This is a genomic window from Pseudomonas sp. A34-9 (assembly GCF_029543085.1).
Classification (GTDB): domain Bacteria; phylum Pseudomonadota; class Gammaproteobacteria; order Pseudomonadales; family Pseudomonadaceae; genus Aquipseudomonas.
The window spans coordinates 4,459,681-4,485,771 of sequence record NZ_CP119967.1 but is presented as its reverse complement, the minus strand read 5'-3'; the positions used below and the strand labels follow the sequence as shown (position 1 = coordinate 4,485,771).

The 26,091-nt window shown below is 57.8% G+C and carries 21 protein-coding genes, 2 tRNA genes and 3 rRNA genes; 14 read left to right on the top strand and 12 right to left on the bottom strand.

The window, feature by feature from the left end; genetic code table 11:
* Nucleotides 1–326: 326 nt before the first annotated feature.
* The gene (gene leuC / locus P3G59_RS19935; protein WP_277758658.1) at nucleotides 327–1,745 is read left to right on the top strand and encodes a 3-isopropylmalate dehydratase large subunit; all 1,419 of its coding nucleotides are present in this window, start codon (nucleotides 327–329) and stop codon (nucleotides 1,743–1,745) included.
* Complete coding sequence (leuD, locus tag P3G59_RS19930; protein WP_277758657.1) at nucleotides 1,742–2,356, top strand: 3-isopropylmalate dehydratase small subunit; 615 nt, start codon at nucleotides 1,742–1,744, stop codon at nucleotides 2,354–2,356. Before leuC ends, leuD begins: the two co-directional genes overlap by 4 nt.
* Before the next feature lie 84 nt (nucleotides 2,357–2,440).
* Here the strand turns inward: leuD and P3G59_RS19925 are convergent, their stop codons facing one another.
* The 4 genes from P3G59_RS19925 to soxR all read right to left on the bottom strand — a co-directional run bounded on the left by P3G59_RS19925 (nucleotide 2,441) and on the right by soxR (nucleotide 5,521).
* Complete coding sequence (locus P3G59_RS19925) at nucleotides 2,441–3,391, bottom strand: LysR substrate-binding domain-containing protein (RefSeq protein ID WP_277758656.1); 951 nt, start codon at nucleotides 3,389–3,391, stop codon at nucleotides 2,441–2,443.
* 24 nt (nucleotides 3,392–3,415) lie between these two features.
* Nucleotides 3,416–4,291, bottom strand: a complete 876-nt coding sequence (locus P3G59_RS19920) for an alpha/beta fold hydrolase (protein WP_277758655.1) — start codon at nucleotides 4,289–4,291, stop codon at nucleotides 3,416–3,418.
* A gap of 213 nt (nucleotides 4,292–4,504) precedes the next feature.
* Nucleotides 4,505–4,963 (bottom strand): VOC family protein, encoded by a 459-nt coding sequence (locus P3G59_RS19915; protein WP_277758654.1) that lies wholly within the window; start codon nucleotides 4,961–4,963, stop codon nucleotides 4,505–4,507.
* A 105-nt stretch (nucleotides 4,964–5,068) separates the two neighbouring features.
* Complete coding sequence (soxR, locus tag P3G59_RS19910) at nucleotides 5,069–5,521, bottom strand: redox-sensitive transcriptional activator SoxR (RefSeq protein ID WP_277758653.1); 453 nt, start codon at nucleotides 5,519–5,521, stop codon at nucleotides 5,069–5,071.
* Nucleotides 5,522–5,615: 94 nt separating this feature from the next.
* Here soxR and P3G59_RS19905 point away from each other — a divergent pair, with 94 nt between their 5' ends.
* The gene (locus P3G59_RS19905; RefSeq protein WP_277758652.1) at nucleotides 5,616–5,981 is read left to right on the top strand and encodes an antibiotic biosynthesis monooxygenase; all 366 of its coding nucleotides are present in this window, start codon (nucleotides 5,616–5,618) and stop codon (nucleotides 5,979–5,981) included.
* Here the strand turns inward: P3G59_RS19905 and P3G59_RS19900 are convergent.
* Genes P3G59_RS19900 through msuE form a run of 4 tightly spaced genes read right to left on the bottom strand, consistent with a single transcriptional unit; the run spans nucleotide 5,978 to nucleotide 10,095 of the window.
* A complete protein-coding gene (locus P3G59_RS19900) occupies nucleotides 5,978–7,081 on the bottom strand; it encodes a sigma-54 dependent transcriptional regulator (RefSeq protein WP_277758651.1) in 1,104 nt (367 codons plus the stop codon). The two genes, P3G59_RS19905 and P3G59_RS19900, sit on opposite strands and share 4 nt — an antisense overlap.
* A gap of 36 nt (nucleotides 7,082–7,117) precedes the next feature.
* Nucleotides 7,118–8,329, bottom strand: a complete 1,212-nt coding sequence (locus P3G59_RS19895) for an acyl-CoA dehydrogenase family protein (protein WP_277758650.1) — start codon at nucleotides 8,327–8,329, stop codon at nucleotides 7,118–7,120.
* Between the two features lie 46 nt (nucleotides 8,330–8,375).
* Complete coding sequence (gene ssuD, locus P3G59_RS19890; RefSeq protein ID WP_277758649.1) at nucleotides 8,376–9,521, bottom strand: FMNH2-dependent alkanesulfonate monooxygenase; 1,146 nt, start codon at nucleotides 9,519–9,521, stop codon at nucleotides 8,376–8,378.
* 10 nt (nucleotides 9,522–9,531) lie between these two features.
* Nucleotides 9,532–10,095: an FMN reductase gene (gene msuE, locus P3G59_RS19885; RefSeq protein ID WP_277758648.1), complete on the bottom strand. Its 564-nt coding sequence runs from the start codon at nucleotides 10,093–10,095 to the stop codon at nucleotides 9,532–9,534.
* A gap of 390 nt (nucleotides 10,096–10,485) precedes the next feature.
* On the opposite strand from msuE, the gene P3G59_RS19880 reads away from it, so the two are divergent.
* The 4 genes from P3G59_RS19880 (at nucleotide 10,486) to P3G59_RS19865 (ending at nucleotide 14,695) form a co-directional block, all read left to right on the top strand.
* Complete coding sequence (locus P3G59_RS19880; RefSeq protein WP_277758647.1) at nucleotides 10,486–10,743, top strand: hypothetical protein; 258 nt, start codon at nucleotides 10,486–10,488, stop codon at nucleotides 10,741–10,743.
* A gap of 101 nt (nucleotides 10,744–10,844) precedes the next feature.
* The gene (locus tag P3G59_RS19875; RefSeq protein WP_116030582.1) at nucleotides 10,845–11,459 is read left to right on the top strand and encodes a LysE family translocator; all 615 of its coding nucleotides are present in this window, start codon (nucleotides 10,845–10,847) and stop codon (nucleotides 11,457–11,459) included.
* A 204-nt stretch (nucleotides 11,460–11,663) separates the two neighbouring features.
* Complete coding sequence (locus P3G59_RS19870) at nucleotides 11,664–12,830, top strand: aminotransferase class V-fold PLP-dependent enzyme (RefSeq protein WP_277758646.1); 1,167 nt, start codon at nucleotides 11,664–11,666, stop codon at nucleotides 12,828–12,830.
* A 56-nt stretch (nucleotides 12,831–12,886) separates the two neighbouring features.
* The gene (locus P3G59_RS19865) at nucleotides 12,887–14,695 is read left to right on the top strand and encodes an aminopeptidase P family protein (RefSeq protein ID WP_277758645.1); all 1,809 of its coding nucleotides are present in this window, start codon (nucleotides 12,887–12,889) and stop codon (nucleotides 14,693–14,695) included.
* Nucleotides 14,696–14,738: 43 nt separating this feature from the next.
* Here P3G59_RS19865 and P3G59_RS19860 read toward each other — a convergent pair whose 3' ends face one another.
* Together P3G59_RS19860 and P3G59_RS19855 are read right to left on the bottom strand one after the other, a co-directional pair.
* Nucleotides 14,739–15,335 carry a 2-hydroxychromene-2-carboxylate isomerase gene (locus P3G59_RS19860; protein WP_277758644.1) on the bottom strand — a complete coding sequence of 199 codons (597 nt, stop codon included), beginning with the start codon at nucleotides 15,333–15,335 and terminating at the stop codon, nucleotides 14,739–14,741.
* A gap of 39 nt (nucleotides 15,336–15,374) precedes the next feature.
* A complete protein-coding gene (locus tag P3G59_RS19855) occupies nucleotides 15,375–16,103 on the bottom strand; it encodes an SDR family oxidoreductase (protein ID WP_277758643.1) in 729 nt (242 codons plus the stop codon).
* Between the two features lie 91 nt (nucleotides 16,104–16,194).
* Here P3G59_RS19855 and P3G59_RS19850 point away from each other — a divergent pair, with 91 nt between their 5' ends.
* Nucleotides 16,195–16,758, top strand: a complete 564-nt coding sequence (locus P3G59_RS19850; RefSeq protein ID WP_277758642.1) for a TetR/AcrR family transcriptional regulator — start codon at nucleotides 16,195–16,197, stop codon at nucleotides 16,756–16,758.
* 1 nt (nucleotide 16,759) lies between these two features.
* On the opposite strand, the gene P3G59_RS19845 is transcribed toward P3G59_RS19850, so the two are convergent.
* Nucleotides 16,760–17,041, bottom strand: a complete 282-nt coding sequence (locus tag P3G59_RS19845) for a hypothetical protein (RefSeq protein ID WP_007917561.1) — start codon at nucleotides 17,039–17,041, stop codon at nucleotides 16,760–16,762.
* Nucleotides 17,042–17,209: 168 nt separating this feature from the next.
* Nucleotides 17,210–18,097 carry a threonine/homoserine exporter RhtA gene (rhtA, locus tag P3G59_RS19840; RefSeq protein ID WP_277758641.1) on the bottom strand — a complete coding sequence of 296 codons (888 nt, stop codon included), beginning with the start codon at nucleotides 18,095–18,097 and terminating at the stop codon, nucleotides 17,210–17,212.
* 612 nt (nucleotides 18,098–18,709) lie between these two features.
* Here rhtA and P3G59_RS19835 point away from each other — a divergent pair.
* From P3G59_RS19835 to mrdA, 6 genes are all read left to right on the top strand, one after another.
* Nucleotides 18,710–20,246 (top strand): 16S ribosomal RNA (locus tag P3G59_RS19835).
* An 81-nt stretch (nucleotides 20,247–20,327) separates the two neighbouring features.
* Nucleotides 20,328–20,404: transfer RNA gene (locus P3G59_RS19830), tRNA-Ile, on the top strand.
* A 30-nt stretch (nucleotides 20,405–20,434) separates the two neighbouring features.
* Nucleotides 20,435–20,510 (top strand) — tRNA-Ala (locus P3G59_RS19825).
* Nucleotides 20,511–20,757: 247 nt separating this feature from the next.
* Nucleotides 20,758–23,651, top strand: a 23S ribosomal RNA gene (locus tag P3G59_RS19820).
* Between the two features lie 157 nt (nucleotides 23,652–23,808).
* Nucleotides 23,809–23,924 (top strand): 5S ribosomal RNA (gene rrf / locus P3G59_RS19815).
* Together the 16S, 23S and 5S rRNA genes with 2 tRNA genes alongside form the textbook arrangement of a ribosomal RNA operon.
* Nucleotides 23,925–24,147: 223 nt before the next feature.
* Nucleotides 24,148–26,040 (top strand): penicillin-binding protein 2, encoded by a 1,893-nt coding sequence (mrdA, locus tag P3G59_RS19810; protein ID WP_277758640.1) that lies wholly within the window; start codon nucleotides 24,148–24,150, stop codon nucleotides 26,038–26,040.
* The last annotated feature ends 51 nt before the right edge of the window (nucleotides 26,041–26,091 follow it).

Below are 26,091 nucleotides of genomic sequence, written 5' to 3'. Positions count from 1 at the left end.
TTTTGCCTACGCGAACGGCCTGCATCTATATAGGACGGATGAGCGCGGAAAATCCCGAAGGGCGATATGAAAGCAAATGTTTCCCAATTCGCAGGGGCGATGAGATCCCACTGTAGGAGCTGCGGCACGCTGCGATCTTTTGATCTTGATCTTTAAAAACAAAAGCAAAAGATCGCAGCCTCGTTGCACTCGACAGCTCCTGCACGGGCTCGCTGAGCGACAGATCAAACACGATTCATGGATGACGCCATCACTGTCTGCCAATTGATGGCCGACCCGCGCTCCCTATGATGGGAATCACCTGATTTGCCTGAGTGAGCGCCTTGATGACCGCCAGAACGCTCTATGACAAACACATCGATTCGCACACCGTGTGCCGCCTCGACGATCAGGGCCATGTCCTGTTGTATATCGATCGTCAGGTGATTAACGAATACACCAGCCCGCAGGCCTTCAGCGGTTTGCGCGCTGCCGGGCGCGAGGTCTGGCGTGCTGGCACGGCGCTGGCGGTGGTCGATCACGTCAACCCGACCACACCTGTGCGCATCGCGGCAATGCCTGATGCGGGCGGCGCGCGGCAAGTGTCGTATCTGGCGGAGAACTGCCGGGACTTCGGCATCGAGTTGCTGGATATCCTCGACAAACGTCAGGGCATTGAACACGTGATCGCGCCCGAGCAGGGTTTCATTCTGCCCGGGATGGTCATCGCCGCCGGTGACAGCCATACCACCACCTATGGCGCGCTCGGCGCCTTCGGTTTCGGCATCGGCACCTCCGAGATCGAACACCTGCTGGCCTCGCAGACGCTGGTCTACAAACGTCTGAAAAGCCTGCGTGTGACCGTCGACGGCGCCTTGGCGGCGGGCCTGACGTCCAAAGACGTGATCATGGCCCTGATCGGTCGCATCGGCGCTTCCGGGGCCAGCGGTTATGCGATCGAGTTCTGCGGCTCGACCATCGATGCCCTCAGCGTGGAAGCGCGCATGACCATCTGCAACATGGCCGTCGAGGCCGGCGCGCGCGGTGCATTCATGGCGCCGGACGACAAGGTCTTCGCCTATCTCAAGGGCAAGCCGCGAGCGCCGCAAGGAGAGCTGTGGGAACAAGGCGTGAAGAAGTGGCGCGAACTGCGCAGTGATCCCGGTGCACTGTTTGACCGCGAGATTCATCTCGATGCCAGCGTGCTGGAACCGATGGTCACCTGGGGCACCAGCCCCGATCAGGCCGCCGCGATCGGTGCGCGGGTGCCGGATCCGCAAGCGATCAGCGATCCGATCCTGCGCCAGGACATGCGCCGCGCCCTCAACTACATGGGCCTCGAAGCGGGCATGGCGCTCAGCGATATCGTGATCAGCCACGCCTTTATCGGCTCGTGCACCAACGCGCGGATCGAAGACTTGCGCGATGCCGCCAGCGTCGTGCGCGGTCAAAAAGTGGCCGGGCATGTACGCGCGATGATTGTCCCAGGCTCCAGCGAAGTTCGCGCGCAGGCCGAGGCCGAAGGGCTGGCGCAGATCTTTATCGACGCCGGGTTCGAATGGCGTCAGTCCGGCTGCTCGATGTGCCTGGCGATGAACGACGACGTGCTCGCGCCCGGCGACCGCTGCGCGTCCAGCACCAACCGCAACTTTGAAGGCCGTCAGGGCGCCGGCGCCCGTACTCATCTGATGAGCCCGGCCATGGTCGCGGCTGCGGCCATTAGCGGTCGACTCACCGATATCCGCCACTTTGGAGTACGCCCATGAGCCTGCAACCCTTCACTCAAGTCAGTGGCCAGGCTGCGCCGTTACTGGCGGCCAATGTCGACACGGACGTGATCATGCCCAAGCAATTCCTCAAGGGTATCGATAGAAAAGGCCTGGATCGCGGATTGTTTTTCGATCTTCGATTTCAGCGCGATGGCACGCCCAACCTTGAGTTCGTGCTGAACCAGCACGTCTGGAAAGCTGCGAACTTCCTTGTCGTCGGGCCGAATTTCGGCTGCGGATCGAGCCGTGAGCATGCAGTCTGGGGCCTGCAGCAGATGGGCATCCGCGCGTTGATCGGCAGCAGTTTCGCCGGAATTTTCTACGACAATTGCCAGCGCAACGGGGTGTTGTTGATCACGCTGGAAGAGGCGCAGGTGCAGCGCATTGGGCAGTTGGTTGGTCAGCCGGAAACGGCGCGGATCAGCATTGATCTACAGGCGCAGCAGATTGGTTTGGCGGATGGCACGGTGATCGAGTTCCAGATCGATACCCTGCGCAAAACCGCGTTGCTGCTCGGCTTGGATGCCATCGGCAGCACCTTGCAAAGGCGTGAACAGATCAAAGCCTTCGAACGCCAACACCTGGCCAATAATCCCTGGTTGTCCTGACAAAAAAGATCGCAGCCTGCGGCAGCTCCTGCATGGAACACATTGCCCTGTAGGAGCTGCCGCAGGCTGCGATCTTTTGATCCTCTAAACAGACAAGCCTTTGAAATGCTCCTGCAAAAACTCCACACACGCGCGCAACTTCCCGGAATGCGCCAGCCGCGTCGGGTACACCGCCCAGACATTGGCGCTCTGGCTGTAATCGTCCAGTACCTGCACCAAGCGTCCTTGCTCCAGCAACGGCTTCACATCCCACAACGAGCGCAACAACACCCCACGGCCATCCAGTGCCCACTGCAAAACAATCTCACCGTTGTTTGACGACAACGGCCCACTGACGCGCACGCTCTCTTGCCCGGCATCGCGATCCAGATTCCAGATGCCGAAGGCGTTGTCGCGCTCTTTGATCACCAGACAGTCGTGCTGTTGCAGTTCGTCCAGGGTTTGCGGCGTACCGCGACGTTGCAGATAGCCGGGGGCGGCACACAGCACGCGCCGATTGCTGACCAGACGCCGACCAATGTGCTGGCCGGGAATGTCATCGCCGACGCGGACCTCCAGGTCGAAGCCTTCGTTGATGATGTCCACCACCCGGTCAAACAGGTCGAGGCGAATCTCCAGATCTGGATAACGTTCGGCCAGCAACGACACCGCCGGCGCTACGTGATTGCGACCGAAACCGAAACTGCTGCAGATGTGCAAACGCCCACGCGGGCTGTCGTGGGCGTCGCAGAGTTCGTCGTGCAGTTGCTGGAAATCATCGAGAATGCGTAATGCCCAGCGCTGCACCCGTTCACCGTCCTCGGTCAGCGAGACGCGCCGGCTGGTGCGGTGCAGCAGGCGAGTGCCCAGGGTGGTTTCAAGAATCTGGATGCGTTTGCTGACATAGGCCGGTGACAGGCCCAATTCATCCGCTGCGGCGGCAAAGCCGTTCTTGCGGATCACGGTGAGCAACACACGCAGGTCTTCGGGCAGGGGCACGGGGTCTTTCTTCTGGGACATGTGAAAACGAACACTGGCGGCAGAAGCCGCCAGCATAGCACTGAGATCCGGCGGCTCGGCTCAGCGCAAAAAGGCCAGTGCTTCGGCAAGCAACAGTTCCGGGACTTCTTCGGCAATGTAATGGCCGGCGGGCAATGCCTGACCGCTGACGTCGGTCGCCACTTGTTGCCATTCCTTGAGCGGATCGAAGCAGCGTCCGACCGTGCCTTCAGCTCCCCACAACACGCGCAGCGGCAGATCAAGATGATTCCCGGCGGCGATGTCGGCGCGGTCGTGCTCAAGATCGATGCCGGCGCTGGCGCGATAGTCTTCGCAGATGCCACGGGCGCTGCCCGGTTGGCGCAGGCTGCGCAGGTATTCGCCGAAGGCTGCGTCGGTAAACGGCTTGAGCCCGGCGCTGCGACTGCCCATCACGCTGCGTAAATACGCTTCGGGATCGGCTTCGAGCAAGGTTTCCGGCAGCGGCGCCGGGCGGATCAGGAAAAACCAGTGCCAGTAGGCGCGGGCGAAGGTTTCGTTGGTTTGCGCGTACATCGACAGGGTCGGCGCGATGTCGAGCAGCATCATGCGCTGCACGGCGGCGGGGTGATCGAGCGCCAGGCGGTGGGCAACCCGTGCACCACGGTCGTGGGCGAGAATCGAGAACTGCTCGAAGCCCAGCGAGTGCATCAGCTCGACATTGTCGCGGGCCATTTCGCGTTTCGAGTAATTGGCGTGCAGGTCATCCGCGATCGGGCGAGCGCTGTCGCCGTAACCGCGCAGGTCGGCAGCGACCACGGTGAAATGTTCGGCCAGTTGTTCGGCAATCTTGTGCCAGATCACGTGGGTCTGCGGGTGCCCGTGCAACAGCAGCAGGCCCGGCCCGCTGCCGCCGAGGCGGTAGACAATGTCGACGCCGTTGACGTGACGCTGGTCTTTGAGGAATCCGGCAAACATCGGGCTGATCCTTTTTCAGGGGGCTTGTTGGATGCATCCTGAAATCGTCCGGCGTTCGGGACAAGGGGCAAAGCGTGGTGGGCGGGTTCATGAAGTGTGATGGGTGTTGATAGTTATGGCCTCATCGCGAGCAGGCTCACTCCTACAGTTGGAATGCGTTCCCCTGTAAGAGTGAGCCTGCTCGCGATAGCACCATTGCAGACACTGAAATGCTCAACCCTGCTGAAACATCTCCATCGCCCGCTGCTTGATCTGTTCCTCGGTCAGATCCTCCTTGCGCGTGGCCAGAAACCACAGATGCCCATACGGATCCTTCAACGTCCCGCTGCGATCACCATAAAACTGATCCTTGACCTCGGACACCGCCGTCGCCCCGGCATCCACCGCTCGTTGAAACGATTTGTCGACATCAGTCACATACAAATGCAAACCAACTGACACGGCGTTATCCGGATTGCTCAACGGCCCCTGATCGCACGGTGAACCGAGCATGATCGCACTGTCGCCGATGCGCAGCTCGGCGTGGCCAATGCCGCCGTCAGGCATGGCCAGACGCATGACCTCGGTGGCGCCGAAGGCTTTTTTATAGAAATCGATGGCCTCGGCCGCTTTGTGGATGCCGAGATACGGGGTAATGCTGTGATACCCCTCGGGAATGGGTTTGACGCTCATGACGTTCTCCCTGAATTGTTGTTCTATGGGACAGGACTCCACTGGATTTGTGGAAGATTCACTATAGAACTGTCCTCGCCGTGCAGATTTTTGCCCGACGAGCAGTCAATCCATTGGAAAGTGCGGCCCCGGCCCCTGTTCTGCCAGCACATCGCCCTGATTTCGCAGCGGACAGGCCTCCATCGACAAACAGCCACAACCGATACAGCCATTGAGCCGGTCGCGCAGCAGCGTCAGTTGTTCGATCCGTTCATCCAGCTCCTGGCGCCATTGCTGCGAGAGAATTTTCCAGTCCGCCGCGCTGGGTGCACGATCGTCCGGCAGGATTTTCAGTGCTTCGCCAATCTCCGCCAATGGAATCCCCAGGCGCTGGGCGACTTTGATCAACGCTACCCGACGCAGCACTTCGCGCGGATAGCGGCGCTGGTTGCCAGCATTGCGCTGGCTCTTGATCAGGCCTTTGGATTCATAAAAGTGCAGGGCAGTGACCGCCACGCCGCTGCGCGCCGCGACTTCGCCGACCGTGAGTTGCTTGTGCAGGTTTTCCTTGGTGATCATTGCAAAAAATGCTCTTGACCTTGACTTAACTGGAGGTTTTACCCTGCAGGCCTTCGAGTCGCAAGATTCGTCTGACCGATAAGTGGGGACTTTCATGCAAGCATCAGCGAAAAACCGCAGCTTCACCCAGTTGATCGAATTCGAGATAGAACCGCGTCAGCAGCCAGCCCTGGTCACTGCGTTATCGAGACAGACCGAGCGCCTGGCTCAACGCTATGCAGGTTTTCTCAGCGCCAGCGTGCAGGCCAGCGATGATGGCCGGCGCGTGTTGAGTTTTTTGCAATGGCAATCCCGCGAGGCGGGTGAGGCGGCGTTTCGCAGCTTCGAGAGTGGCGAGCAGGATTTCTGGCAACTGATTCACACCCATCAGGCGAGAACCATCACCTTCAATTCGTTTCAGGTGCTCAGCAGCATCGCCCGCAGTCACGACGATGCGCTGCACTGCAGTCTGGTCGGCTAGATCGATAACTGGAGCAAGCGCTCGCCCTGCAAGTTATCGGTCACTCGCCGCTTGTTCACCGCCAGTTCGCCAATCTTGATCAGTCGCGTGCGGGTGACGTTGCGGCTCAGACCGAGCAGCGCTGCGGTGTGGACCTGGTTGTAATGGCAAAAGCGATAGGCCGCGCGCAGCAGGGCGTCTTCGACTTTTTCGTGCAAAGCGCCGGCCTGTTGCGCGAACAGTTTTTGAAAGGCCTGTTCCAGCAACGCCTCCGGTGAGTCATCGGCACTGCTGTGATGATCGTCCGGGCGATCGATACGCAGGTTCGACAGACGCAAATCATCGCGTTCGATCACGCCGTTGCGGCAGATCAGCAGGGTGTGGTGGATAACGTTTTCCAGCTCACGAATATTGCCCGGCCAACTATAAGCACGTAGCTTGTGCTCGGCGCCGGGGCTGATGCTGACACGGCCATAACCGAGGCGCTGGCTGTAGGCCTCGATGAAATGTCGGGTGAGCGGCAGGATATCGCCGGGACGGTCGCGCAACGGACTCAGTTCCAGATTGACCACATTGAGGCGGTAGTACAGATCCTCGCGGAAATTGCCGGCATTGATGGCTTTTTCCAGCTGCACATTGGTCGCTGCCAGCACCCGCACATCGATGGCAATGCTTTTGCGCGAGCCCAGTCGCACCACTTCGCGCTCCTGCAAAACCCGCAGCAACTTCACCTGAATCGCCATCGGCAGATCGCCGATCTCATCGAGAAACAAGGTGCCGCCATCCGCTTCCTCGAACCATCCGGCCTTGGCGCTCAGCGCACCGGTGAACGCGCCTTTTTCATGACCGAACAATTCCGCTTCCACCAGCGATTCGGAAAACGCCCCGCAATTGACCGCGATAAACGGCCGATGACGACGGTGGCTGAGGTTATGAATATGCCGCGCCACCAGTTCTTTGCCAGTTCCGGTCTCGCCGATGATCAGCACACTCGCTTCACTGGGTGCGACCTGTTGCAAATGCGCGAGCAGGGCCTGGGACTTCGGGTCTTCGAACACCTGCGCGGTGGCGCGGATCGACGTGGCGAGCGCGGGGGAGGGCGGTAGGGTCAGCAGTTGCATGGGCTCGTCCTTCTTTTTAGTTCAAATGCAGGCAGGTCAGGAATAGAAGGTTGGCACCGGCAGCGACTGATTCAGCGCCCAGTCGCCCAACTCATGGAGTTTGTAGTCCAGCGGGTCGTGCAGGGTTTGCGTGCGCAGGTTGCGCCAGTGGCGGTCGAGGCGCAGGGAGGCGTGGGTCGAACGCGCGCCGGTCACTTCGAACAAACGGCTGCAGATTTCCAGGCCTTGGCGGCTGGCGGCGACTTTGGCGGTGGCAATCGCGGTGGCGACATGACCGCGCTCTTCGGCGCTGAGATTCGGCCCCTTGGCCCAGGCCTCGTCGAGCAACGTCGCCGCGCGTTCGACCAACAGACGAATGCCTTCCAGCGCCACCCAGAACTCGCCGTAATGGGCGAGCACGTACGGATCTTCACGCACATCGCGCGCCGTGGATTTGTGCCAGAGGCGGGTTTCACTGAGGGTGTAGTGCCGCGCTTCTTCAAAGGCGCCTTCGGCAATCCCGAGAAACATATGCGTGAAGGTCAGTTGCGCAATCAACGGTCGCAAGCAAGCGAACGGTGTGCTCAGCGGACCGGGATCGAGCAGCAGTTCCGACTCTTCGACGCGCACCCGTTCAAACGTGGCGCTGCCGCTGTCGGTCTGGCGCTGGCCGATGTTGTTCCAGTCGTTGTGCAGGGTGATGCCACTGCGGCCGCTGGGAATCGCTGCGATCAGCAACTTGCCACCCGCGCTTTCATCGACGGCTGAAGCGATCAGCATTTGCGAGTCGCTGGCACCGGAACAGAAGCTTTTCTTCCCGGAAAATTCGCGCCAGCCACCGAGATCCTTGACCACGGTGCGGGTGTCGAGCGGATTGAGCGCGTTGCCCCAGAACCAGTTCTGCCGCGCGGTCTGTTCGAACCACGGCTGCCATTGTTCGGGCCGGGAAAACAGGCGTACGGTGGCGAGCATCAAATGATGAAAACCGAACACGTGGGCGATCGAGCTATCGACCTTGGCGAACTCGCGAACGACTTGCAGGGTTTCGCTCCAGCTCGCGCCGAGGCCGCCGTAGCGGGTGGGAATGCTCAGGGCCAGCAGGCCGCTGTCGCGCAGGGCATCGCGCTCGGTTTTCGGCGTGCCGCCGCGTTCGTCGCGTTCGACGGCGGTCAGGGCAAACTCGGCGGCCAGTTGGCGGGCAGTCTGCAGCGGGGATAACAAAGTACTTTGCGGTTTGGCGGTCACACCAACACTCCTGAATTCACTCATCCCGTGTAGGAGCAGCCTGCGGCAGCTCCTACACAGGGGATTCGGTTTATGCCGAGGCTTTGCCGGGCAACACGTCGTTGGCAATCATTTCGCCAAACGGCCCGGTCAGATTGGTCACGCCACGCCCGGCCAGACTCGCGTAAGGCTCGGGCAGCAGCGGGAACACCAGCTCGGCAAAGCGGTAAGCCTCTTCCAGGTGCGGATAACCGGAGAAGATGAAACTCTCGATGCCCAGGTCCGCGTATTCCTTGATCCGTGCCGCGACCTGCTGCGGATCGCCGACCAATGCCGTACCGGCACCGCCGCGCACCAGACCGACGCCGGCCCACAGATTGGGGGCAATTTCGAGGTTATCGCGACGACCATCGTGCAACGCGGCCATGCGCCGCTGACCTTCGGAGTCGAACCGTGAGAAGGATTTCTGTGCCGCCTCAATGGTCTCGTCGCTGATGTGTTCGATCAGTTTGTCTGCGGCTTTCCACGCCTCTTCGGCGGTCTCGCGCACGATCACATGCAGGCGGATGCCGAACTTCACCTTGCGCCCATGCCGCGCCGCGCGTTCGCGCACGTCGGCGAGTTTTTCCGCGACGGCGGCGGGTGGTTCGCCCCAGGTCAGATAGACATCGACTTGTTCGGCGGCCAGATCATGCGCCGCATCGGAGGAGCCACCGAAGTACAGCGGCGGATAGGGCTTCTGCACCGGTGGGTACAACGCCTTGGCGTTTTGTACCTGCAGATGCTTGCCGTCGAAATCTACTGCCTCGCCTTGCAGCACCCGACGCCAGATCTTCAGGAATTCATCGGTGACTTCATAGCGCTCGGCGTGGCTGAGGAAACTGCCGTCGCCTCGGTTTTCATCCGGATCGCCGCCGGTCACCACGTTGATCAGCAAACGCCCGTTGGACAGACGATCCAGCGTGGCGGCCATGCGCGCCGAAACCGTCGGAGAAATGATCCCGGGTCGAATCGCCACCAGATAACGCAAGCGTTCGGTCAACGGCACCAGTGCCGAGGCGATCACCCACGAGTCTTCGCAGGAACGCCCGGTGGGAATCAGTACGCCGTGATAGCCAAGGCTGTCAGCAGCCTGCGCCACTTGTTTCAGATAGTTGAGAGTGACCGGGCGCGCCCCTTGGGTGGTGCCCAGATAGTGGCCATCACCGTGGGTTGGCAGGAACCAGAAAACATCCATGAATGGCTCCTCAGGCGATTTTCAGCAAGGGTTTGATTTGTGTGGCGAACAACGGCGCGGCGCGTTCGGCGGCCAGGCGAATGCGCGCCTTCAACAGTTCGCTGGTGATCTGGTAATCGGCGAAGTCGGCTTCGGTGGCGTATACGCCGATTGGCAAGGTCATGGCCTGGAAGAAGCTGAACAGCGGGCGCAATTGGTGATCGAGGACCAGCGCATGGCGTTCGCTGCCGCCGGTAGCGGCGAGCAGTACCGGCGTGTCGATCAGGGCGTTGAGGTCGATCAGGTCGAACAAGTGCTTGAGCAGACCCGGGTAAGAACCGCGATAAACCGGTGCGGCGACGATCAGCAGATCGGCTTGTTCGATGGCCTGCAGCTCGGCTTCAACCTCTGCACTGAGTTCCTGACGCGACAGCGCGCCGCCGAGCGGACGGGCGATATCACCGAGTTCGATCACATGGCTTTCGATGCTCAAGTGCCCGGCCAGTTCGGCGAGCAAGGCTTGGGTCAGCACCAGGGTACGGGACGGACGCCAGGTGCCGCCGGAGAGGGCGACAACTTTCAGGGGACGCGACATGATCAGTTCCTTTTTTCAACAGTTGCTCAGCGAGCAGTGAGTGAGTCACCGGGTCAGAGCAAGCGCTGTACCAATTCCTGCAAGCCCCGGTTTACAAGGCGTTGAGCTTAAGGGCGGTTGTCGTCCCTGTGAGTAGCAGGTCGCTTTGTTGAATCGGTGTTGGCTGAGCAACAGTTGCTGGAGCAACAGTGGTGAGCGCATGGCGAGAGTTATAAAGGCTGTTTGTTATTCCGTAAAAGAACGTTAATCGATATTTATAGATCGTTAAGAGATATGCGGCGACGGCTGTCGATTTCCTGATAGCCACTATTGAGAGCGTTGATTTCTGCGCGAGCGTGCCCGGGCGTAGCCTTTGTCCATCGACTCCCCATTGCTCGCCAGGACGCCCCCATGAATCGTTTATTGACGCTCTCCTTGTTGCTCGCTGTCTCCGTGCTCGCCGGCTGTGCCGGACACGTTTCGCCGGAATTGCGCCCTTACACCGATGAAGAATCCCGCGAATTGGCGATGGAAGCGCTGAACCGCAGCGGCTTGTCCTTCGACGAATACCACGCGAAAAAAGCCCGCCTGCTCGGTCAGTCGCAGTTCGACAAGAAAGCAGAAATGAGTGCCGAACGTGCCGTACAGCTGCACGGTCGCCCAAGCTGAAAACAAACTGTACTGCTTGAAGTTTTACCCAACTGTCCGTGGGCTTGCCGGGCGGCGTGGGATAGGGTCAACACCTGAATGACCCGGATGGACTGCCTGCCATGAACCTCTCGCTTGATCTGCTGTTGGGCTTTGCCCTGTTTGCTCTTGTCACCTCGATCACGCCGGGGCCGAACAACACCATGTTGCTGGCATCGGGGGTGAATTTCGGCTTTAACCGCACCATCCCGCACATGCTCGGGATCACTTGCGGCTTCTTCGTTCTGGTCGTGGCCGTGGGCTTTGGCCTGGGTGCGGTGTTTCAGAGCTATCCAATTCTCTATACGGTTCTGCGCTATGTCGGCGCGGCGTATCTGCTGTATCTGGCGTGGAAAATCGCTCACTCGGGACCGGTCGGTGACAGTGCCGAAGGCGAGGCGAAGCCGATCAGCTATCTGGGCGCGGCCGCGTTTCAGTGGGTCAATCCCAAGGCGTGGATCATGGCCATCGGCGCTATCAGCACCTACACGCCGATGCAGGGTTATTTCACCAATGTCGTAGTGATTGCTGCGGTATTCGCCATCATTAACCTGCCGAGCGTCGGCGTCTGGGCGGCCTGCGGTACGTTGTTGCGCAATGTGCTGAAGGATCCGCGCTGGTTGCGCGTGTTCAACTGGGGCATGGCCGCATTGCTGGTGATTTCGCTGTACCCGTTACTTCTCGAAAGCTTTAGCTGACGCATCGCTTCAACCGCAGGCCGGATGCCTGTTAAGCTCGACTTCAGGAGCGTTCCTACGCACTTTGAATGAAGTTGTTCTTCTTTAACGGCATCCGATCAGGTATTGATGACGCTCTCGAACCGACGCGCAGCTCACAAGGCTGCGCAGTGCCGTTTGCAGACACGAGCCTCCTGATCCCGGAACACGCTCTGCGAGTCTTTTATGAACACACGTCCGTTGTATTTCGATTACGCCGCCACCACCCCGGTGGACGAGCGGGTCATCCAGGTGATGATCGAGTGTCTGGGGTTTCACGGTAACTTCGGCAACCCGGCTTCCAGCTCCCACGCGTTCGGCCAGCAGGCCCGGCACACGGTCGAGCAGGCCCGCCAACAGGTCGCCGAACTGGTCGGCGCTCAGGCCGAACAGATCGTCTGGACCTCCGGTGCCACCGAGTCCAACAACCTCGCCCTTAAAGGTGTAGCCCAAGCGCGCGGGATTGCTGGCGGCCACATCATTACCAGTCAGATTGAACACAAAGCCATCCTCGATACCGCCCGCCAATTGCAGGACGCCGGCATCGCCGTGACCTATCTGGTGCCGGACGTCGACGGCCTGATCACGCCGCAAGCGGTCAGCGAAGCCATGCGCGACGACACCTTTCTGGTGTCGCTGATGCTGGTGAACAACGAGTTGGGCACCGTCAATGATGTTCAAGCAATTGGCGAAGTGGTGCGCAGTCGAGAGGCGCTGTTCCATGTCGACGCGGCGCAAGGCGCCGGTAAAGTGGCAATCGATCTGGCGCAGTGGCCGGTGGATTTGATGTCGTTTTCGGCGCACAAACTTTACGGTCCCAAAGGCATCGGCGCGTTGTACGTCGGCCCACGGGCGCAGCAGCGTTTACAGGCGCAGATTCACGGTGGCGGACACGAAGGTGGTTTGCGCTCCGGGACCCTGGCGACTCATCAGATTGCCGGCATGGGCGCCGCGTTTGCCTTGGCCGCCGAGGCCTTCGAGGCCGAGAAACAATCCATCGTCGCGCTGCGTGAACGCCTGCTCGAACAACTGCTCAGCCTGCCGGGCGTGCGCCTCAATGGCTGCGCCACTGCGCGCATTCCGCACACTTTGAGCCTGACCTTCAGCGAAGGCGAATTCAACAGCGCGGTCTTGAGCCATTCGATCGCCTTTTCCGCGACCTCGGCCTGCAATTCGGCGAGTAACGCGCCGTCCCACGTGCTGTTGGCGTTGGGGCATGACGCGCATCTGGCAGGTCGCACCATTCGCTTGAGCCTCGGCCGTTTTACCACCGCCGAAGATATCGACAAGGCTGTTCAACTGATCAAGACCGCCTGCGCCAGTGCTCCGGCATTTTGGACGACAGGGCTTTAAACGAGCCGACCTCACGGCTACGAACAATAACGATGAAGTGATTAGCAGGAGACATGATGAGTACCCAGACCTCGACCGAAGGATCGGTGCCCCAGCGCCTGGCGCACACCCGTGAACTGATGCGCCGCGAAGGCATTCATGCGCTGTTGGTGCCGTCCGCCGACCCGCATCTGTCGGAATATCTGCCGGGTTACTGGCAGGGCCGGCAGTGGTTGTCGGGCTTCCATGGTTCGGTCGGGACATTGATCGTCACCGCTGATTTCGCCGGCGTCTGGGCCGACAGTCGTTACTGGGAGCAGGCGAGCAAGGAACTCAAGGGCAGCGGCATCGAACTGGTCAAGTTGCAACCCGGTCAACCGAGTCCGCTGGACTGGCTGGCCGAGCAGACACCGCAAGGTGGTGTGGTCGCGGTTGACGGTGCGGTCATGGCCGTGGCTTCGGCGCGGACACTGAGCAGCAAGCTGGAGGCACGCGGTGCGCGTCTGCGTACCGACATCGATCTGCTGCAGGAAGTCTGGAGCGATCGCCCGAGCCTGCCGAATGCACCGATCTATCAGCATCTGCCGCCGCAAGCGACCGTCAGCCGTGGCGAAAAACTGGCCAAACTGCGCGAAACCTTGCAGGAACGCGGGGCCGACTGGCACTTCATCGCCACCCTCGACGACATTGCCTGGCTGTTCAATCTGCGTGGCGGCGATGTGTCGTTCAACCCGGTGTTTGTTTCGTTTGCGTTGATCGATCAACAGCGGGCCACATTGTTCGTGGCGCTGAGCAAAGTCGACGCGGATTTACGCGCGGTACTGGAACAGGATGGCGTGACGCTGCGCGACTACAGCGAAGTCGCCGATGCCCTGCGTGCCGTACCGAAGGGTGCGAGCCTGCTGGTCGACCCGGCGCGAGTGACCAGTGGTTTGCTGGATAACCTCGACAGCGGCGTGAAACTGGTTGAAGGCTTGAACCCGACTACGTTGGCCAAGTCGCAGAAAAGTGAAGCCGATGCCCGGCACATCCGCAAAGCCATGGAGCAGGACGGTGCGGCGCTGTGCGAATTCTTCGCCTGGCTGGAATCTGCCTGGGGGCGTGAGCGAATTACCGAGTTGACCATCGACGAAAAGCTCACCGCTGCCCGTGAGCGTCGTCCGGATTATGTGTCGCTGAGTTTCAACACCATCGCCGCGTTCAACGCCAACGGCGCGATGCCGCATTACCACGCCACCGAAGAAGAACACGCGGTGATCGAAGGCGACGGCCTGCTGCTGATCGACTCGGGCGGTCAATACCTGGGCGGCACCACGGATATCACGCGAATGGTGCCCGTCGGTACGCCGACCGAAGAGCAGAAGCGCGATTGCACGCGCGTGTTGAAAGGCGTGATTGCGCTGTCGCGCGCGCAGTTCCCGAAAGGCATTCTGTCACCACTGCTGGATGCCATTGCCCGCGCGCCGATCTGGGCCGACAGCGTGGATTACGGTCACGGCACCGGTCATGGCGTTGGCTACTTCCTCAACGTCCATGAAGGTCCACAGGTGATTGCGTATCAGGCCGCGCCTGCACCGCAGACGGCCATGCAGCCTGGGATGATCACTTCGATCGAGCCCGGCACCTACCGTCCGGGCCGTTGGGGTGTGCGTATCGAGAACCTGGCAATGAACCGCGAAGCGGGCAGCAGCGAATTCGGTGAATTCCTCAAGTTTGAAACCTTGACGCTGTGCCCGATCGACACGCGTTGCCTGCTGCCCGCGCTGCTGACTGAGGAAGAGAAGCAGTGGTTCAATGCTTACCACGCGCAAGTGCGTGAGCGCTTGAGTCCATTGCTTGAGGGTGCGGCGCTGGAATGGCTGAACACCCGGACTGCGGCTATCTGATCGGTCGGAATTCAGGCGCTGTGTTCAGCGCCTGAATGATCGCTTAGCCTTGGCGCAAGGCTTGCTCAACGAAGTCGAGCCGATCCTGGCCAAAGAACAGCTGATTGCCGATAAACATACTGGGTGCTCCGAATACACCACGTTTAACCGCGGTTTCGGTGTTCTCCTTAAGCGCTGCCTTGACAGATTCATCGTTGCTCAGCGCCAGTACTTCCTGCGGATCGAAACCGTATTCGCTCAGCACAGCGGCGACAGTCGCGGGCTCGTCGAGGCTGCGTCCTTCAACCCATAGCGCCGTGAACAGACAATCGATAAACGCCTGAAAGCGTTCTGGCTGGCGCAACTGGATGCCAGTGACGGCACGCATCAACATCAATGTGTTGATCGGGAAATGCGGATTGAATGTCAGCGGCACCCCGTAGCGTTTCGCGTAGCGATCCAGATCCTCAAACATGTACCGACCCTTCGCCGGAATCATTGCCGGTGATGCGTTGCCGGTTGCCTTGAAGACGCCACCGAGCAGCATCGGGGTGTAGAGCAGCTCACTGTTCGTCTGCGCGCAAATCTTCGGCAGTTGGGTGTAGGCCAGATAGGTGGCAGGGCTGCCGAGGTCGAAATAGAACTCCACGGTTTTCGTCATTTTCGCGTCTCTGTCGTTATTGTTATGGCGGGGGGGGGCTTACCAGCGTTCGTTCCAGGGACGCAGGTCCAGCTCGAACGTCCAGGCGTCCCGTGGCTGACTGTGCAGATACCAGTAGTTCTCGGCGATGTGCTCGGGATTGAGGATGCCATCCTGTTCTTTGGTCGCGTACTTCTCGGGGAAACTGTTGCGAATGAAATCGGTGTCGATCGCACCATCGACCACCACATGGGCGACGTGGATGTTCATCGGCCCTAGTTCCCGCGCCATGCTTTGCGCCAGTGCGCGAATGCCGTGCTTGGCACCGGCAAATGCGGCGAATCCGGAAGCGCCGCGAAGTCCGGCGGTGGCACCGGTGAAGAGAATCGTGCCGCGTTGACGAGTGACCATGCGTTTGGCCACTTCACGAGCATTGAGGAAGCCTGAGAAGCAGGCCATTTCCCAAATCTTGAAATACTTGCGCGCGGTTTCTTCAAGAATGCTGCACGGCACGTTGGCGCCGATATTGAACACAAAGGCTTCGATCGGCCCCAGACGGGTTTCGATGTCTTCAATCAGGGCGATGACGTCTTCTTCCTTGCGCGCATCGCAGGCAAAGCCATGGGCTTCGCCGCCTTCAGCCTTGATCGCGTCCACCAGCGGTTGCAATTTGTCGGCGCTGCGCCGCGTCACGCAGGCGATGAATCCCTCACTGGCAAAACGCTTGGCAATCGCTCCGCCCGTGGCATCACCGGCGCCGACAACCAATACGACCTTCTTGTTGTTCATGGGTGAGTCCCTTTATTAAACGATCGTTAAGTGAACGAACGTTATGCTAGGATCCAGGCAACGTCAAGGCAGTCGATTCGAGGGCAAACACATGCGTTACTCCGCCAGTCACAAGCTGGAAACCCGGAAAAAGCTGCTGCAGAGCAGCGCGCTGTCAGCAAAGCGCTCCGGTTTTTCCACGGTGGGCGTTGATGGTTTGATGAAGGCTATCGGATTGAGCGGTGCGGCGTTCTACAGCCATTTCTCGTCAAAAGATGCGTTATTCACTGCCATCGTCGAGCGCGAGTTGGGTCAAAGCCTTGAACGATTGGGCGGGGAGGGCACGCAGGATCGTCAGCGAATGGAGCGCTGTCTCAAGCACTACCTGAGCATGGCCCACGTAGAGCAACCTGAGGCCGGTTGCGCGTTGCCGGCGCTGGGCGCAGAAATTGCCCGATCGGATGTTCAGGTGCGCGAGCAAGCCGAGCTGTGGATTTGCCGGCTTCAGCAGCGTTGGGCACAGATACTTGAAAGCGAGACCCTGGCGTGGTCGGTACTGTCGCAATGCGTCGGGGCGTTGGTGGTGGCGCGCATGTTGGCCACGCCGGACGTTCAGCAAGCGGTGCTGAAGTCCAGCCATGAAGAGATCGGCCGGCAGATTGCCGGCCAACGCTGATCTATTTACAGATGACAATCATGCTGCGGCTGGTGTAGCCCGCAGGATTGAGACCGAACGGGTAATCGCCGGGTTCTTCCACGGCGTCACCGGATTTTGCGATGACCTTGTACCCTTTCGGCAAGCAGGCATTGGCGGCACTGGCGTAGCACTTGTCCCAGGAGGACGATAGCCCGGAGCAGTTGATGTGCAGCCCTTTTTTTCCGCGTTTTACCTGAGTTTCCGAAGTCGCCGCACAACCTGCAACAGCCAGAATGGCGATCAGTATCAAAATTCGTTTCATTACCGTCCTTATAGCGGCCACGAGTCTGACGCTCGGGTTTGCCTGTGTTCGCTTGCGCTCTAAGCGTTTTGAAATCCCTGTCCGAAAAAATCCATGTCTGGCATTGGGTTACAGGTCTAAACATGGCCTAAATGCGCGCCAATTGCCAGACCTTCGTCATATCCTCTTTCAATCAGCCGCGATTGCGGGTTTCGCAGCACTCCCCATGGTCATGGTTGCGCCGACGGATGCCAGAATAATGCACAGGATCGCCATCCATTGTGACAGTGTGAGGAATTCATGCAGGAACAACAGGCCCGACAGGGCTCCGAAGGCCGGTTCGATACTCATCAATGTGCCGAAGGTGCGTGCCGGGAGGCGGGTGAGGGCGACCATCTCCAGTGTATAGGGCAGGGCGGTGGACAGGATGGCCACACCGATGGCAATCGGGATCAACGAAGGGGTCAACAGGGCTGCACCTGCATGCACGATGCCGATAGGGGCCACGAATAACGCCGCGATCATTACCCCCAAAGCTGCCGTCGTTACACCGTTATCGGCGCCGGCCTTCTGACCAAACAGGATGTATAGCGCCCAGCAGACACCCGCTCCCAGTGCATACCCGGCGCCTACCAGATCGATTCCGGCGCTGGTTGCGCCTGTTGGAATCAGCAACATCAAGCCGGCGGCGGCCAGGGCAATCCAGAGAAAGTCGATGGCGCGGCGGGAAGAATAGATGGCGACGGCCAGTGGCCCGGTAAATTCGAGGGCGACGGCAATTCCCAACGGCACCGTGCGTAATGACATATAGAAGAGGAAATTCATGCCGCCCAATGCCATGCCGTACACGATGACTGTGCGCAGTGATCTGGCGGTCAGCCTGGCGCGCCATGGACGCAGGATTAACAGCATGATCACGCTGGCGAAGATCAGGCGCAGCGTGGTGGTTCCCTGAGCGCCAACGATGGGGAACATGCTTTTGGCCAGAGACGCTCCTGACTGGATCGACGCCATGGCTATTAATAGCAAGCCAACCGGGAACAGCATTGAGGCAAGGGAGCGTGGCTGGTCATTCATTACGTGGCATCGTCCAAGGTGAGAGCAGGGCATTTTTATTAGTGTTGGGCAATATACTGCGCATTCGATCGAGTTACGTCTATATAGAAGAATGCTTTTTCCTTGGATCGATAGAAAAGCGCAATTAACAGTTGACGGCGAATTTCAGATGTCTATAATTCGCCCCACTTCCGGCGCAGTCGAAACGGAAAACTCCTTGAGATTCAATGAGTTATGTAGGTTTCGGCGGCAGGTTGCTTCAGTTCATCGAAGCCAGAAGGAAGTTGAAAAAGAGGTGTTGACAGCAGCGTGTAACGCTGTAGAATTCGCCTCCCGCTGACGAGAGATCGGAAGCGCAAGTGGTTGAAGTTGTTGAAGAATTCTTCGAAAACTTCTGAAAATAATCACTTGACAGCAAATGAGGCTGCTGTAGAATGCGCGCCTCGGTTGAGACGAAAGATCTTAACCAACCGCTCTTTAACAACTGAATCAAGCAATTCGTGTGGGTGCTTGTGGGGTCAGACTGATAGTCAACAAGATTATCAGCATCACAAGTTACTCCGCGAGAAATCAAAGATGTAACCAACGATTGCTGAGCCAAGTTTAGGGTTTCTTAAAAACCCAAAGATGTTTGAACTGAAGAGTTTGATCATGGCTCAGATTGAACGCTGGCGGCAGGCCTAACACATGCAAGTCGAGCGGATGAGAGGAGCTTGCTCCTGGATTCAGCGGCGGACGGGTGAGTAATGCCTAGGAATCTGCCTGGTAGTGGGGGACAACGTTTCGAAAGGAACGCTAATACCGCATACGTCCTACGGGAGAAAGCAGGGGACCTTCGGGCCTTGCGCTATCAGATGAGCCTAGGTCGGATTAGCTAGTTGGTGAGGTAATGGCTCACCAAGGCGACGATCCGTAACTGGTCTGAGAGGATGATCAGTCACACTGGAACTGAGGCACGGTCCAGACTCCTACGGGAGGCAGCAGTGGGGAATATTGGACAATGGGCGAAAGCCTGATCCAGCCATGCCGCGTGTGTGAAGAAGGTCTTCGGATTGTAAAGCACTTTAAGTTGGGAGGAAGGGTTGTAGATTAATACTCTGCAATTTTGACGTTACCGACAGAATAAGCACCGGCTAACTCTGTGCCAGCAGCCGCGGTAATACAGAGGGTGCAAGCGTTAATCGGAATTACTGGGCGTAAAGCGCGCGTAGGTGGTTCGTTAAGTTGGATGTGAAATCCCCGGGCTCAACCTGGGAACTGCATTCAAAACTGTCGAGCTAGAGTATGGTAGAGGGTGGTGGAATTTCCTGTGTAGCGGTGAAATGCGTAGATATAGGAAGGAACACCAGTGGCGAAGGCGACCACCTGGACTGATACTGACACTGAGGTGCGAAAGCGTGGGGAGCAAACAGGATTAGATACCCTGGTAGTCCACGCCGTAAACGATGTCAACTAGCCGTTGGGAGCCTTGAGCTCTTAGTGGCGCAGCTAACGCATTAAGTTGACCGCCTGGGGAGTACGGCCGCAAGGTTAAAACTCAAATGAATTGACGGGGGCCCGCACAAGCGGTGGAGCATGTGGTTTAATTCGAAGCAACGCGAAGAACCTTACCAGGCCTTGACATCCAATGAACTTTCCAGAGATGGATTGGTGCCTTCGGGAGCATTGAGACAGGTGCTGCATGGCTGTCGTCAGCTCGTGTCGTGAGATGTTGGGTTAAGTCCCGTAACGAGCGCAACCCTTGTCCTTAGTTACCAGCACGTTATGGTGGGCACTCTAAGGAGACTGCCGGTGACAAACCGGAGGAAGGTGGGGATGACGTCAAGTCATCATGGCCCTTACGGCCTGGGCTACACACGTGCTACAATGGTCGGTACAAAGGGTTGCCAAGCCGCGAGGTGGAGCTAATCCCATAAAACCGATCGTAGTCCGGATCGCAGTCTGCAACTCGACTGCGTGAAGTCGGAATCGCTAGTAATCGTGAATCAGAATGTCACGGTGAATACGTTCCCGGGCCTTGTACACACCGCCCGTCACACCATGGGAGTGGGTTGCACCAGAAGTAGCTAGTCTAACCTTCGGGAGGACGGTTACCACGGTGTGATTCATGACTGGGGTGAAGTCGTAACAAGGTAGCCGTAGGGGAACCTGCGGCTGGATCACCTCCTTAATCGACGACATCAGCTGCTCCATAAGTTCCCACACGAATTGCTTGATTCATTGAAGAAGACGAAAGAAGCAGCCCGAAATTGGGTCTGTAGCTCAGTTGGTTAGAGCGCACCCCTGATAAGGGTGAGGTCGGCAGTTCGAATCTGCCCAGACCCACCAATTTTGTGTGGGAAACGCCTGTAGAAATACGGGGCCATAGCTCAGCTGGGAGAGCGCCTGCCTTGCACGCAGGAGGTCAACGGTTCGATCCCGTTTGGCTCCACCACTACTGCTTCTGAAGTTTGAAAGCTTAGAAATGAGCATTCCATCGCTGTGATGATGAATGTTGATTTCTAGTCTTTGACTAGTTCGTTCTTTAAAAATTTGGGTATGTGATAGAAAGATAGACTGAACGTTACTTTCACTGGTAACGGATCAGGCTAAGGTAAAATTTGTGAGTTCTCTTAGTTGAGAAATTCGAATTTTCGGCGAATGTCGTCTTCACAGTATAACCAGATTGCTTGGGGTTATATGGTCAAGTGAAGAAGCGCATACGGTGGATGCCTTGGCAGTCAGAGGCGATGAAAGACGTGGTAGCCTGCGAAAAGCTTCGGGGAGTCGGCAAACAGACTTTGATCCGGAGATGTCTGAATGGGGGAACCCAGCCATCATAAGATGGTTATCTTGTACTGAATACATAGGTGCAAGAGGCGAACCAGGGGAACTGAAACATCTAAGTACCCTGAGGAAAAGAAATCAACCGAGATTCCCTTAGTAGTGGCGAGCGAACGGGGACTAGCCCTTAAGTGGCTTTGAGATTAGCGGAACGCTCTGGAAAGTGCGGCCATAGTGGGTGATAGCCCTGTACGCGAAAATCTCTTGGTCATGAAATCGAGTAGGACGGAGCACGAGAAACTTTGTCTGAATATGGGGGGACCATCCTCCAAGGCTAAATACTACTGACTGACCGATAGTGAACTAGTACCGTGAGGGAAAGGCGAAAAGAACCCCGGAGAGGGGAGTGAAATAGATCCTGAAACCGTATGCGTACAAGCAGTGGGAGCAGACTTTGTTCTGTGACTGCGTACCTTTTGTATAATGGGTCAGCGACTTATTTTCAGTGGCGAGCTTAACCGAATAGGGGAGGCGTAGCGAAAGCGAGTCTTAATAGGGCGTCTAGTCGCTGGGAATAGACCCGAAACCGGGCGATCTATCCATGGGCAGGTTGAAGGTTGGGTAACACTAACTGGAGGACCGAACCGACTACCGTTGAAAAGTTAGCGGATGACCTGTGGATCGGAGTGAAAGGCTAATCAAGCTCGGAGATAGCTGGTTCTCCTCGAAAGCTATTTAGGTAGCGCCTCATGTATCACTGTAGGGGGTAGAGCACTGTTTCGGCTAGGGGGTCATCCCGACTTACCAAACCGATGCAAACTCCGAATACCTACAAGTGCCGAGCATGGGAGACACACGGCGGGTGCTAACGTCCGTCGTGAAAAGGGAAACAACCCAGACCGTCAGCTAAGGTCCCAAAGTTATGGTTAAGTGGGAAACGATGTGGGAAGGCTTAGACAGCTAGGAGGTTGGCTTAGAAGCAGCCACCCTTTAAAGAAAGCGTAATAGCTCACTAGTCGAGTCGGCCTGCGCGGAAGATGTAACGGGGCTCAAACCATACACCGAAGCTACGGGTATCATCTTCGGATGATGCGGTAGAGGAGCGTTCTGTAAGCCTGTGAAGGTGAGTTGAGAAGCTTGCTGGAGGTATCAGAAGTGCGAATGCTGACATGAGTAACGACAATGGGTGTGAAAAACACCCACGCCGAAAGACCAAGGTTTCCTGCGCAACGTTAATCGACGCAGGGTTAGTCGGTCCCTAAGGCGAGGCTGAAAAGCGTAGTCGATGGAAAACAGGTTAATATTCCTGTACTTCTGGTTATTGCGATGGAGGGACGGAGAAGGCTAGGCCAGCTTGGCGTTGGTTGTCCAAGTTTAAGGTGGTAGGCTGAGATCTTAGGTAAATCCGGGATCTTAAGGCCGAGAGCTGATGACGAGTGTTCTTTTAGAACACGAAGTGGTTGATGCCATGCTTCCAAGAAAAGCTTCTAAGCTTCAGGTAACCAGGAACCGTACCCCAAACCGACACAGGTGGTTGGGTAGAGAATACCAAGGCGCTTGAGAGAACTCGGGTGAAGGAACTAGGCAAAATGGCACCGTAACTTCGGGAGAAGGTGCGCCGGTGAGGGTGAAGGACTTGCTCCGTAAGCTCATGCCGGTCGAAGATACCAGGCCGCTGCGACTGTTTATTAAAAACACAGCACTCTGCAAACACGAAAGTGGACGTATAGGGTGTGACGCCTGCCCGGTGCCGGAAGGTTAATTGATGGGGTTAGCTAACGCGAAGCTCTTGATCGAAGCCCCGGTAAACGGCGGCCGTAACTATAACGGTCCTAAGGTAGCGAAATTCCTTGTCGGGTAAGTTCCGACCTGCACGAATGGCGTAACGATGGCGGCGCTGTCTCCACCCGAGACTCAGTGAAATTGAAATCGCTGTGAAGATGCAGTGTATCCGCGGCTAGACGGAAAGACCCCGTGAACCTTTACTATAGCTTTGCACTGGACTTTGAATTTGCTTGTGTAGGATAGGTGGGAGGCTTTGAAGCGTGGACGCCAGTTCGCGTGGAGCCATCCTTGAAATACCACCCTGGCAACTTTGAGGTTCTAACTCAGGTCCGTTATCCGGATCGAGGACAGTGTATGGTGGGTAGTTTGACTGGGGCGGTCTCCTCCTAAAGAGTAACGGAGGAGTACGAAGGTGCGCTCAGACCGGTCGGAAATCGGTCGTAGAGTATAAAGGCAAAAGCGCGCTTGACTGCGAGACAGACACGTCGAGCAGGTACGAAAGTAGGTCTTAGTGATCCGGTGGTTCTGTATGGAAGGGCCATCGCTCAACGGATAAAAGGTACTCCGGGGATAACAGGCTGATACCGCCCAAGAGTTCATATCGACGGCGGTGTTTGGCACCTCGATGTCGGCTCATCACATCCTGGGGCTGAAGCCGGTCCCAAGGGTATGGCTGTTCGCCATTTAAAGTGGTACGCGAGCTGGGTTTAGAACGTCGTGAGACAGTTCGGTCCCTATCTGCCGTGGACGTTTGAGATTTGAGAGGGGCTGCTCCTAGTACGAGAGGACCGGAGTGGACGAACCTCTGGTGTTCCGGTTGTCACGCCAGTGGCATTGCCGGGTAGCTATGTTCGGGAAAGATAACCGCTGAAAGCATCTAAGCGGGAAACTTGCCTCAAGATGAGATCTCACTGGAACCTTGAGTTCCCTGAAGGGCCGTCGAAGACTACGACGTTGATAGGTTGGGTGTGTAAGCGCTGTGAGGCGTTGAGCTAACCAATACTAATTGCCCGTGAGGCTTGACCATATAACACCCAAGCAATTTGACTACTCGAGAGAGCATCAGATTGCGGTGTGTGAAGACGAAACGAACCGAAAGTTCGATGCTCACAAAACACCGAAAGCTGTCACATACCCAATTTGCTGAAGCGAGGCCCTCTGGCCACGATTCGGTACCCGAATTTCTTGACGACCATAGAGCGTTGGAACCACCTGATCCCATCCCGAACTCAGCAGTGAAACGATGCATCGCCGATGGTAGTGTGGGGTTTCCCCATGTGAGAGTAGGTCATCGTCAAGATTAAATTCCGAAACCCCAATTGCGAAAGCAGTTGGGGTTTTGTTTTGCCTGCAGGAAAGTTTTTACAACGCCTGGATCCGGCCCAACCGTCGCAAGAACTGCCATTGGGGAAATTCCTTCTGAAGTGACCGCACAGTTTTTGGTATGGTGCAGCTCGCTTTTTCAAGGACTGATGTCATGCCTACGGATCGGCACTCATTTATGTCAAAGAGTTGCTGTAGAAATGCCTGAACCCATCCCGATCAAGGATCACGAAAAAGAGACGCGCCTGGTTAACAAGCGGTTGATCGCCTGTGCCTTATTCGTCTTCGCCGTCAGTTGCGCCCTGGTCGTGCGCCTGTACATTCTGCAAGTGGTGGAATTCGACTACCACTCGACTATCTCTGAAAACAACCGCGTCCATGTCTTGCCAATCCCGCCGACGCGCGGCTTGATCTACGACCGCAATGGCGTGTTGCTCGCCGATAACCGCCCCAGTTTCAACCTGACCATCACCCGCGAACGCGCCAACGACGTCAATCAAGAACTGGACGAGGTCATCAATCTCCTGCACCTGCCCGCAGAAGATCGCACAGTCTTCGATAAAGCCATGAAGCAGTCCCGCCACCCGTTTACGCCTGTGACGCTGTTCTATGAGCTGACGGAAGAGCAAATCGCGGTATTGGCCGTCAACGAGTTCCGCCTCCCGGGCCTCGATGTCGAGCCGCAGTTTGTCCGCCACTACCCGCTCGGCGCGCATTTCGCCCATTCGATCGGCTACGTCGGCCGAATCAATGAAAAGGAATCCAAGAGTCTCGACTCGGTTGAATATCGTGGTACCCAATCCATCGGTAAAACTGGCATCGAGCGTTTCTACGAAGCGCAGTTACACGGCCACGTCGGTTACGAGGAAGTCGAAACCAACGCCCAGGGTCGCGTACTCCGTGTGCTCAAGCACACCGATCCGGTGCCTGGTCAGAACATTGTCCTGAGCCTCGACATCAAGCTGCAGGAAGCGGCCGAAGCAGCTCTGGGTGATCGCCGTGGTTCCGTGGTAGCGCTCGATCCGTCAACCGGCGAAGTGTTGGCCATGGTCAGCAATCCCAGCTTCGATCCGAATCTGTTCGTCACCGGTATCAGCTCCAAGGAATACTCGGCACTGCGAGATTCGATCGACCGGCCTCTGTTCAACCGTGTGCTGCGCGGGCTCTATGCGCCGGGTTCAACGATCAAGCCAGAAGTGGCTATCGCCGGCCTCGACGCCGGTGTAGTGACGCCGCAGACTCGCGTCTTCGACCCCGGTTACTACCAGCTCCCGGATTTCGATCACAAGTACCGCAACTGGAACCACAGCGGCGATGGTTGGGTGGACATGGACGCGGCGATCATGCGTTCCAATGACACCTATTTCTACGACCTCGCGCATAAGCTCGGCATTGATCGTCTGCACGATTACATGGCCATGTTCGGCCTTGGTGAGAAAGTCTCGCTGGACATGTTTGAAGAGTCGCCGGGTTTGATGCCATCGCAGGCCTGGAAGCGCGCGACCCGCCGGCAAGCCTGGTTCCCGGGCGAAACCGTCATCCTCGGCATCGGCCAAGGCTACATGCAGGTAACGCCGCTACAACTGGCTCAAGCCACGGCGCTGATCGCCAATAAAGGCGTGTGGAATCGGCCGCACCTGGCCAAGACTGTCGATGGTGTCGCTCCGGTCGACGAGCATCCGATGCCGAACATCCTGCTCAAGGATCCGCGTGACTGGGAACAGGTTAACCACGGTATGCAGATGGTGATGCACGATGCCCGCGGCATCGCCCGCGCGGCAGCGGCGGGGGCGCAATACCGCATCGCCGGCAAGAGTGGTACGGCGCAAGTGGTGGCAATCAAGCAGGGCGAACGCTACAACCGTGAGAAAACCCTCGAACGCCACCGCGACAACGCCTTGTTCGTTGGTTTCGCCCCGGCCGAGCATCCGAAGATCGCGATTTCGGTGATGATCGAAAACGGCGAGGCCGGTGGTCGTGTCGCAGGCCCCGTGGTGCGGCAGATCATGGACGCCTGGTTACTCGATCAGGATGGTCATCTCAAGCCGCAATACGCGGCGCCGACCAAAGCGCCGGGTGACCCGCACGTTTAACCTTCAACAGCTGACAGCACCGGGTCACGCCACTAAAGCCGGTGCTGTCAG

Excerpts from the sequence above, each read along its gene's own strand:
- P3G59_RS19905 (WP_277758652.1), top strand. The coding sequence starts at position 5,616 with ATGCAAGCATCAGCGAAAAACCGCAGCTTCACCCAGTTGATCGAATTC.
- ssuD (WP_277758649.1), bottom strand. The coding sequence starts at position 9,521 with ATGGATGTTTTCTGGTTCCTGCCAACCCACGGTGATGGCCACTATCTG.
- P3G59_RS19860 (WP_277758644.1), bottom strand. The coding sequence starts at position 15,335 with ATGACGAAAACCGTGGAGTTCTATTTCGACCTCGGCAGCCCTGCCACC.
- P3G59_RS19915 (WP_277758654.1), bottom strand. The coding sequence starts at position 4,963 with ATGAGCGTCAAACCCATTCCCGAGGGGTATCACAGCATTACCCCGTAT.
- P3G59_RS19875 (WP_116030582.1), top strand. The coding sequence starts at position 10,845 with ATGAACCTCTCGCTTGATCTGCTGTTGGGCTTTGCCCTGTTTGCTCTT.
- P3G59_RS19920 (WP_277758655.1), bottom strand. The coding sequence starts at position 4,291 with ATGTTTGCCGGATTCCTCAAAGACCAGCGTCACGTCAACGGCGTCGAC.
- rhtA (WP_277758641.1), bottom strand. The coding sequence starts at position 18,097 with ATGAATGACCAGCCACGCTCCCTTGCCTCAATGCTGTTCCCGGTTGGC.
- soxR (WP_277758653.1), bottom strand. The coding sequence starts at position 5,521 with ATGATCACCAAGGAAAACCTGCACAAGCAACTCACGGTCGGCGAAGTC.
- msuE (WP_277758648.1), bottom strand. The coding sequence starts at position 10,095 with ATGTCGCGTCCCCTGAAAGTTGTCGCCCTCTCCGGCGGCACCTGGCGT.
- mrdA (WP_277758640.1), top strand. The coding sequence starts at position 24,148 with ATGCCTGAACCCATCCCGATCAAGGATCACGAAAAAGAGACGCGCCTG.
- P3G59_RS19850 (WP_277758642.1), top strand. The coding sequence starts at position 16,195 with ATGCGTTACTCCGCCAGTCACAAGCTGGAAACCCGGAAAAAGCTGCTG.
- P3G59_RS19870 (WP_277758646.1), top strand. The coding sequence starts at position 11,664 with ATGAACACACGTCCGTTGTATTTCGATTACGCCGCCACCACCCCGGTG.
- leuD (WP_277758657.1), top strand. The coding sequence starts at position 1,742 with ATGAGCCTGCAACCCTTCACTCAAGTCAGTGGCCAGGCTGCGCCGTTA.
- P3G59_RS19865 (WP_277758645.1), top strand. The coding sequence starts at position 12,887 with ATGAGTACCCAGACCTCGACCGAAGGATCGGTGCCCCAGCGCCTGGCG.
- P3G59_RS19895 (WP_277758650.1), bottom strand. The coding sequence starts at position 8,329 with ATGAGTGAATTCAGGAGTGTTGGTGTGACCGCCAAACCGCAAAGTACT.
- P3G59_RS19900 (WP_277758651.1), bottom strand. The coding sequence starts at position 7,081 with ATGCAACTGCTGACCCTACCGCCCTCCCCCGCGCTCGCCACGTCGATC.
- P3G59_RS19845 (WP_007917561.1), bottom strand. The coding sequence starts at position 17,041 with ATGAAACGAATTTTGATACTGATCGCCATTCTGGCTGTTGCAGGTTGT.
- P3G59_RS19925 (WP_277758656.1), bottom strand. The coding sequence starts at position 3,391 with ATGCTGGCGGCTTCTGCCGCCAGTGTTCGTTTTCACATGTCCCAGAAG.
- leuC (WP_277758658.1), top strand. The coding sequence starts at position 327 with ATGACCGCCAGAACGCTCTATGACAAACACATCGATTCGCACACCGTG.
- P3G59_RS19880 (WP_277758647.1), top strand. The coding sequence starts at position 10,486 with ATGAATCGTTTATTGACGCTCTCCTTGTTGCTCGCTGTCTCCGTGCTC.
- P3G59_RS19855 (WP_277758643.1), bottom strand. The coding sequence starts at position 16,103 with ATGAACAACAAGAAGGTCGTATTGGTTGTCGGCGCCGGTGATGCCACG.